This window comes from Microbulbifer sp. TYP-18 (assembly GCF_040932045.1).
Lineage (GTDB): Bacteria > Pseudomonadota > Gammaproteobacteria > Pseudomonadales > Cellvibrionaceae > Microbulbifer.
In genome coordinates this window covers 119323-127995 of record NZ_JBFRBC010000010.1, presented here as the reverse complement: position 1 = coordinate 127995, position 8673 = coordinate 119323, and the positions used below count along the sequence as shown (strand labels likewise).

The 8673-nt window shown below is 54.2% G+C and carries 5 protein-coding genes and 1 pseudogene; all 6 read left to right on the top strand.

Annotation, left to right across the window (positions count from 1 at the left end; all coding sequences use genetic code 11):
* On the top strand, positions 1-1527 hold a 1527-nt coding region (locus tag ABVT36_RS10585; protein ID WP_368456548.1), incomplete at its 5' end, for an IS1380 family transposase.
* 862 nt (positions 1528-2389) lie between these two features.
* A complete protein-coding gene (locus ABVT36_RS10580) occupies positions 2390-2746 on the top strand; it encodes a hypothetical protein (RefSeq protein WP_368456547.1) in 357 nt (118 codons plus the stop codon).
* A gap of 233 nt (positions 2747-2979) precedes the next feature.
* Positions 2980-3605: pseudogene (locus ABVT36_RS10575) on the top strand (transposase).
* A 491-nt stretch (positions 3606-4096) separates the two neighbouring features.
* Complete coding sequence (locus ABVT36_RS10570; RefSeq protein WP_368456546.1) at positions 4097-6319, top strand: TonB-dependent siderophore receptor; 2223 nt, start codon at positions 4097-4099, stop codon at positions 6317-6319.
* Positions 6320-6485: 166 nt separating this feature from the next.
* The gene (locus ABVT36_RS10565; RefSeq protein WP_368456545.1) at positions 6486-7046 is read left to right on the top strand and encodes a hypothetical protein; all 561 of its coding nucleotides are present in this window, start codon (positions 6486-6488) and stop codon (positions 7044-7046) included.
* Between the two features lie 81 nt (positions 7047-7127).
* Entirely contained in the window at positions 7128-8636 is a 1509-nt protein-coding gene (locus tag ABVT36_RS10560) for a PepSY-associated TM helix domain-containing protein (RefSeq protein ID WP_368456544.1), read from the top strand.
* The last annotated feature ends 37 nt before the right edge of the window (positions 8637-8673 follow it).

The following is an 8673-nucleotide window of genomic DNA, read 5'->3' as shown; positions in this document are numbered from 1 at the left end:
CTGTGCCGCTTCGAGCAGGGGCAGGATCGATCCGTTGCGGTAGAGCTACACAAAGTGTTGCTGGACCAGTTCATTGTCAGACATAGCAAACCCCCACGGCGACTCATTCTGGACTTTGATGCGACCGATATCCCGGTACATGGTGAGCAGGAACAGCGCTTCTTCCATGGCTATTACGATAGCTACTGTTTCATGCCACTCTATGTCTTCTGCGGACGGCACCTGCTGGTAAGTTATCTGCGGCACTGTCGTCAGGACGGGGCCAAACACAGCTGGGCGATTCTCGCGTTGCTGGTCAAAGCCTTGCGTAAGCAGTGGCCCGAGGTAGAGCTCATTTTCCGTGGTGACAGCGGCTTCTGCCGCCACCGAATGCTGGACTGGTGCGACCGGCACGGAGTGAAGTACATCGTCGGTATCGCACGTAACAACCGGCTGGAATATATGCTCAGTGGCTACATGCACCTTGCCAAAGAGTGGTCTCGCAACGGTGCATTCAAGCTCTCCCTGTTCAAGGACTTCCAATACGCAGCGGGCAGTTGGAAGCACAGGCGGCGCATCATTGGAAAAGCCGAGTATACCCACGGAGGTTCCAATCCCCGGTTTGTGACTACGAATCTGGACGGTGATGGCGAGGCGCTATACCGCCAGCTGTACTGCGCACGCGGAGACATGGAAAACCGCATCAAGGATCAGCAATTGGATCTGTTCGCGGGCCGCACTTCCTGCCACCGCTGGTGGCCGAATCAGTGGCGGCTACTGCTCTCGGCATTAGCCTGGATACTGTTCGAAGAGTTGCGAGAACAGCTCAAGAATACGCCGCTGGCNTGGGCGATTCTCGCGCTGCTGGTCAAGGCCTTGCGTAAGCAGTGGCCCGAGGTAGAGATCGTTTTCCGTGGTGATAGCGGCTTCTGCCGCCACCGAATGTTGGACTGGTGCGACCGGCACGGAGTGAAGTACATCGTCGGTATCGCACGTAACAACCGGTTGGAATATATGCTCAGTGGCTACATGCACCTTGCCAAAGAGTGGTCTCGCAACGGTGCATTCAAGCTCTCCCTGTTCAAGGACTTCCAATACGCAGCGGGCAGTTGGAAGCACAGGCGACGCATCATTGGAAAAGCCGAGTATACCCACGGAGGTTTCAATCCCCGGTTTGTGACTACGAATCTGGACGGTGATGGAGAGGCGCTATACCGCCAGCTGTACTGCGCACGTGGAGACATGGAAAACCGTATCAAGGATCAGCAATTGGATCTGTTCGCGGGCCGCACTTCCTGCCACCGCTGGTGGCCGAATCAGTGGCGGCTACTGCTCTCAGCATTGGCCTGGGTACTGTTCGAAGAGTTGCGAGAACAGCTCAAGAATACGCCGCTGGCGAAAGCATCAGTTGGCACCTTACGTAATCGCTTGATCAAGGTCGCCGCTGTGGTGATTAAAAATACACGGCGTCTGCGGTTCCTGTTACCGACGTCAATGCCAGACAGAGAAATCTTCTGCAAGGCAGCGGCGAGACTGGTGCCTATATAGGTGAAAGAGTGCTGCTCCGGCACGGAATAAAGAATGGGGTAAGGGGCAATTGCGCCCGGCAGAACTGGAACTGGTTACGTTGCAGTCAAGCAGGTCAATTAATGGCCTGAAATCACGGATATTCGAGAGTCAGAAGAAAATACTGTGCTCTAGACTGGATCATGAAATATCCGGGCTAGTGCGTTGACCAATCGAGCAATCTCAAACGTATGGTACCTACCATTGGCGAGAAAAAACCCTTTCCTCTTGCCACACATAAAACTCTGCTTTGAACCCTATCCGTGACTCAATATCTACTAATTGCGCCGAATACTATTATCTCATTTGATCTTTAACGGTAATTGCCTGTTAAACCGCCACTATAGAGAATCAAATTGTTTGCCCCACGAAAATTGGATCTGTATTCATAGTTACAGACCTAAAGCGACATCGGCTCAATTCAAGAGGGTGGCATTTTACCACTGTCCCTATAGCGGCAGATATTGAGGCCGCCGATCGAATTGGAGGGGCCGCAGGCCCAATGGCCTCGATCCTGGGCATCCTGCTGTTCCAGCAGCTCACTACACAGTCAGATTTACCAAAGCAAAGCAATACGCGCCAAATTGATCAAACATCCAGCAGCACTGATTACACGGGATTACAAAGCCCCCTTTGGATGGCCTCAGTATGTTAACCTCGATACACTGGAAAGATAGAACAGGAAAATCTTGGCCAACAAAAAAGCCAAGCCATTCTGGACCAGAAAAGTGAATGAAAGGTTGTCTAGGCTAGCGAGCTAGTGTTGCGATAAAAAAACCATCCATTATACTTGGCTGCTTCTATAAATCTAAGAACAACCGCTTTTTAAATTACGGGGAAAATAATGAGCAATATAAAGTTTTTAATAATTTATCTCATCGCCATGGTGCTGACTTATTTATGGAGGTTCGCAATTCTTGGCGCTGCATTTGATGACAGTACAGATATTGGGGATATGGGAAATACTGTGAATATCCTCATGCTCGCATCGTATGCCATAATGGCTTTTGTGGCTTATAGCCGTGGCAAGGCTATTGGCAAAGGTTATCTAGCCGCTTTCCCTATCGTTGGCGCAGTGTTCGATTTGGTTTTGGTATTTGTACCATTTGTCCCAACGGTAATGAATATCTTAACGATTGTTTTAGGTATGCCCGATAATAAGTCAGCTGAGACTGCGCAACCAGGATCAAGTAATACTTAAATAGTGATGTCGCCTTGATCTGCGTGTGCATCGCTCTGGCCCTGATCCACTTTGTGGGTGGCTTTCTGATGGCATCCCCCCCGATGTAGAAGCCGCTCAGGTGCATCGGGCTCTCAGCACGTAGGTTGGAATTGTCAGCCGCGTAACCCTGATTTTGCGCGAGTTCAGATACAAGAACGGCGGAAAGTCTTATCATCGCTGGTGTTTAAAACAGTCTGATAAGAAATTCCGCCGTGACCAAATGCTATCAGCCTGAGATCCGTTTTTCATCCCTTTCCCGTCGCAAAATCACCGCAGACTTCACTGGTGGAGATTTAACCTCCGATGCCGGTTTGTTGCTGCTTCGTGAATGCGATCGCCGCCTTGGGCTTTCCCACGCGGTGGCCGATGTCGTTAATGATCCCCGTCGCATTTCCTCAGTTGCTCACCAGGCGGAACAACTGGTACGACAGCGTTTGCTTGCGATTGCTGCTGGGTATGAAGATCTCAACGATCACGATCAGCTGCGATTTGACACAGTCCTGCAAGCAGGGTGTCAGCGCACGAAGACACTCGCCAGTATCGCCACAAGGATCAGCAATTGGATCTGTTCGCGGGCCGCACTTCCTGCCACCGCTGGTGGCCGAATCAGTGACGGCTACTGCTCTCGGCATTGGCCTGGATACTGTTCGAAGAGTTGCGAGAACAGCTCAAGAATACGCCGCTGGCGAAAGCGTCGGTTGGCACCTCACGCAATCGCTTGATCAAGGTCGCAGCTGTGGTGATTAAAAACACACGGCGCCTGCGGTTCCTGCTACCGACGTCAATGCCAGACAGAGAAATCTTCTGCAAGGCAGCGGCGAGACTGATGCCTATATAGGTGAAAGAGTGCTGCTCCGGCACGGAATAAAGAATGGGGTAAGGGGCAATTGCGCCCGGCAGAACTGGAACTGGTTACTCTGCGGTCGAGTAGATCAATTAATGGCCTACGATCGCGGATCTTCGAGAGTCAGAAGAAAATACTGTGCTCTAGGCTGGATCATGAAATATCCGGGTTAGCCCGGTGGTGGCGCATCCTTGTTCCCCATCAACCCGGCAACTGATGGAGCGACCGGGTAAACAGGCGTCCAGCAGTCACTGTATTTCGAAATGCCAACAGATGTGGCATCCCGTGTGGTTCCCCCCCCTGTCCAATTGTTTGACTCCCAGCCTTTTTGTCAGGAGCAAAGCCTTACCCGCGGGAAATTATCGGCAGGAAGAGTGTAGCAATATTGCAAGTGAGAATGATTAGTATTAGTATGCGCGAAAATTCGCTCATACACCGTCGAACTGTGTATCGGTGTAGATCTCTTTGCCTATTGAGGGACTTTCATGGACAAAATCCAATCCAAGCGACCGCAAATTTTCCCCCGGGTAACCGGCTTCAGACGCGCACTGTTGCCGTTGGCTGTCGCTTCTGCCTGCTCTACAGGAGTGATGGCGTCGGAGAGCGGCGGTGCGGGCCTGGAAGAGGTCAGCGTAACCGGCAAATTCGATCTGTCGCGAGAGACCTCGATCGGTAAACTGGATGTTCCGGTGGATGAGACTCCCTTCTCTATTTCCCTGTATGACAGGGATTTCTTTGATGTCACCGGTTCAAAGTCTGTGCAGGATGTATTGCAGTATTCAGCCGGGGTGAACGGTGGCCTGTTTGGAGTGGATGCCCGGGGTGACTGGTCCACAGTCAGAGGTGTGGACCCGGTACTATTTATCGATGGCCTTCAGTCCATTTTTGGCAGTTATACCAGTTCCCGGGCGAACCTCTACGCATTTGACCGGGTAGAAGTCCTCAAAGGACCCTCCTCGGTACTTTACGGCCAGGGCTCCACCGGGGGTATTGTGAACCTGGTTTCCAAGCGCCCGAAGAGTGAGTTCGGCGGTGAATTTTTGCTGCAGGCGGGTGACTACGACCGCAAGGTAGTGGCCGGCGACGTGACCGGGGCACTGGACAGCGATGGGGCCTGGCTCTACCGACTGGTGGGCTACAGCCGCGACGCGGATGCGCAAGTCAATTACGTAGAGGACAACAGCAACCTCTTTTCGCCCTCTATTTCCTGGCGTCCGAACGCCAATACGGAAATTACCTTCCTGGCCAATTACCAAAAAGACGAGTCCGGTACCACCGCCGCTTTTCTGCCCTGGGGTGGTACCCGGATAGACAATGTCAATGGTCGCATTCCCACGGATGTTTTCCTGAGCGAACCCGGTTGGGACAAGTACGATACGGAACAGACAGCCTATAGTTTGTGGGTGGATCACCGGTTCAGCGAAAACTGGGGCCTGAATGCGGGACTGCGCTACTCCGAAGGTGAGGTTGACTACAACTCCATGTACGCCGACTTTACTTCTGCGCTGCGTCTGCAAAAGGATATTCGCGAAGTGTCGCGGACTGTCTATATGAGCGATGCCAGCAGCGATCTGCTGATTTTTGACCTGCGCCTGTCCGGAAAAATTTCTACGGGGCCGCTGCAACACCAGGTGTCCTTCGGCCTGGACAGCCAGGATGCCGAGGTGAACAACAGCGTATTAAGGCGGCGTGGTCTTGGCGGAACTATCGATATTTTTGCACCTGTGTACGGTTTTGTGCCGGAAGGGCTGGAGCAATTGCCGCGGAGCGAGTCGAACACGGATGCCGAGCAGTTGGGCTTTTACCTGCAGGACCAGGCCAACCTAGGGAACCTTATCTTCAATGCGGGGATTCGCAGGGACGGGACCAGATCCCAGGTGGACAGTAATAATCCAGGTGCGGACACCCGGCCGCAGAAAGAGGATGCTGTCACCAAGCGCTTCGGTATGATGTATGCGTTTGAAAATGGCATTTCCCCTTATATCAGCTATTCCGAGTCTTTCGAACCCATAGTTTCCGATCCCAATGGTCTGAGCCGTTCCTTTAAACCGGTAGAGGGGGAGCAGGTGGAAGCCGGCCTCAAGTTTCAGCCACAGGGCACCAGTATCCTGATTACGGCCTCGGCCTACGAAATTGTGCAGAGAAACCGGCTCACCGCGGGGCAGGACGGTATTTTTGTGCAAACCGGAGAGGTAGAGATTGACGGTGTCGAACTGGAGGTCGGCGGCCAGTGGGGCAAGCTGGCTGTGGTGGGCAATTACAGTCATATAAATACCGAAGTGACCAGGAGCCTTGCGTTTTACGAGGTTGGTACCGAGTTGGAGGCGGTGCCGGAGGAGCAGCTTTCACTGTGGGGTAACTACGATTTTAGCGACTGGGTGCCGGGCCTGTCCCTGGGGCTTGGCGCCCGCTATGTGGGCGATAGCTATACGGGTATCGATAAGAACCGCGATATTGCGGTGCAGAGCGCGGGCGGCAATCCCGCATTGATCGCCTTTTATGATGCCATATTTGCGGATTTCCCCACCGATAACCCCTCCTATGTATTGTACGATGCGACCATCGGTTACACTGTGGCCAACTGGGAGTTGCAACTGAATGCGAAAAATCTTACCGATGAGATTCACACAACCTCCTGTTTGAGTCGTGGTGACTGTTTCTATGGTGAGCGCCGTTATGTAACCGCGGAAGCGCGTTATCGCTTTTAATAGTCCGGCAATCGTGTGGTTAGCCGGGCCGATCAGTTTGCGGCTCTAGCCGGGCCCGAGACGGGGGCAGTGACATCGGTGTCCCGGAATTTTGCATTGCCCGGTGTTAGTGTCAACAGGCCCTAGCCGGATAGTGGATGACAGAAAATAACAGCGAGGGGCGCTAATGCCGGGTTTCCTTATCATCACAGGCGGACTGGCCAGTGCCTGTGCAGGTATTCTGTTGCTGTATGTGGCCTGGCGCCACAAGGGCACGCAGCCCATGCGAAGCTTGCTCGGCTGGGGATTGTTGTTGTTATCCGCTTGGGTTTGGAGTTCTGCGCTGGGTGTTGAATACGGGATCAGTATCGCCACCCTTATCGCAATGCTGACAGTGTTTATTCTGATCGGCCTCACGGGAGAATGGCCGACAGGCCCCAGTGCGCCGGAGCGGCAGCGAAAAGCTGATGGCGCGGCCCGGCCAGCAAGGCTCTGGTTGCGGGGCACAGCGCGTTTTTTCGCTGTGGTGATTTTGCCGGCGGTGAGCGGTGTGGTGGCGGGCCTGCTGTTATTCGGGGTTTTGGGTATTGCGGACGGCAGCCGCCTGATAGCAGCGGCTTTTTGTTCCATCACAGTCTGGACTCTGGCGGTTGTGTGGTGTTGTGCGGACAAAATACTGATGCGTCCCGGCGCGACGCTCGCGGCCTTTTCGCTGATTGGTGGGCTCTGGTTGATGCCGGCCGGATAGACCTGTTGAAACACTATGTTCAATGTTCACTTGTTGTTAACCCGGCAACTCAATAAATTTCCGGGTTAATAGGAATTAAATGTGAAACTTTCTCTCAAACCAAGCCCCGCCTTTGTGCGCGATATGACCGATGGACACTCGGTATTGGGTCTGGCCTTGTCTACCCTGCTGTATATTGTCTGTGTCAGTGGAACACTGGCGGTGTTTTACAACGAATTTGAACGCTGGGAGCAGGCTGACGAGCGGGAAGCCCTGGCGGTGGTGGAGCCCTCTGTTTACCGCAGCGTCACTGAGAACGCCATAGCTCTGGCCGCGGAGCGGGGTGAGGCGCTCAAATCGGTCACCTTTACTATTCCCAATTCTGCTATGCCGCGGTTGACGGTCCGGGCCGGCGGTGCCGAATACTATGTGGGGCAGGATGGTGCCCTGCAGGGCGAAGTCGCCCACGACTGGACGCATTTCCTTACCTACCTGCATTTTGCCCTGAATTTGCCGGTGGTGTTGGGGGTGCCTTTGGTAGGATTGATCGGGGTGTTGATGACTGCGCTGATCCTCTCCGGCCTGCTGGCGCACCCAAATATTATCAGGGATGCATTTTCCCTGCGCATGGCCGGCTCCAGGCGGTTGCAGCAGGTGGATTTGCACAATCGACTGGGGGTCTGGGCTTCGCCTTTTCACCTTGCTATTGCGGTCACCGGTGCCTTTATCGGCCTGTCACAGGTGGTGGCTTTTGCGGTTGCCGGGCTTTTCTACGGCGGTAATGTCGAAAAAGTGGAATCGATGCTGTATATCGAAAAGGCGGTGATTGAGAAGGATGCCAGGCAGGTGCCGCTGGCGGATTTTTCGCGAATTCTTGCGGAAATGTCCCGGTTGGCGCCGGAGCAGGAACAGAACCGCCTGCGTATTTTCCACCCGGGTCGGGAAGGGCAGGCAGTGGAAATTTCCACCAGAGTGCCGGGGCGCCTGATCTGGGGTGAGCGTTACCGTTTCGACGCGGAGGGGCGCCTGTTGCACCAGGAGGGTTGGTCGGATGGAAATGCAGGAAAGCAGGTGTATGCCTCCACTTTCCGCCTCCACTTTGGTCACTTCTCCGGTTTTGCGGTGAAGATCGCCTATTTCCTGCTGGGGGTGGGCATGTGTGTGCTGGTGGCTTCCGGTATCAATATCTGGTTTCTACGCAAGCGTCAGCGGGGCGAGGCGGTGCCGCGCCTTGAGCGAGTGTGGGTGGCGCAGGTGTGGGGTATTCCGTTTGCCATAGCACTCAGCGCCGTGACATATCTGGCCTTCGCCATTGCGGCGACACCGGTATTCTGGATTGTGGTGCTCGTCCTCAGTGTGGTGGCCGCCTTTGTAGGTACGGTTGCCGGCTGGTCGATGTTTCTGAGGGGGGCAACCATAGCGGCCTGTCTGCTCGCCGTTGTGGTGCACGGGGTTATGTTCGGTACTGACTCTTTTGTACGGGGGGCGCTGGTGGCCAATGGCGTATGGCTGTTGACCGCCGCCGGTATTGGGGTGTCGTGCCTCTATTCTCTAAGCCGGCGACGGAGTGGCAGTGCGGCTGGCGTCACTGTTAACCCGGCAACCCAATAAGTTGCCGGAGGAATAGTGGTGTGGTCGCGAGCGGTTA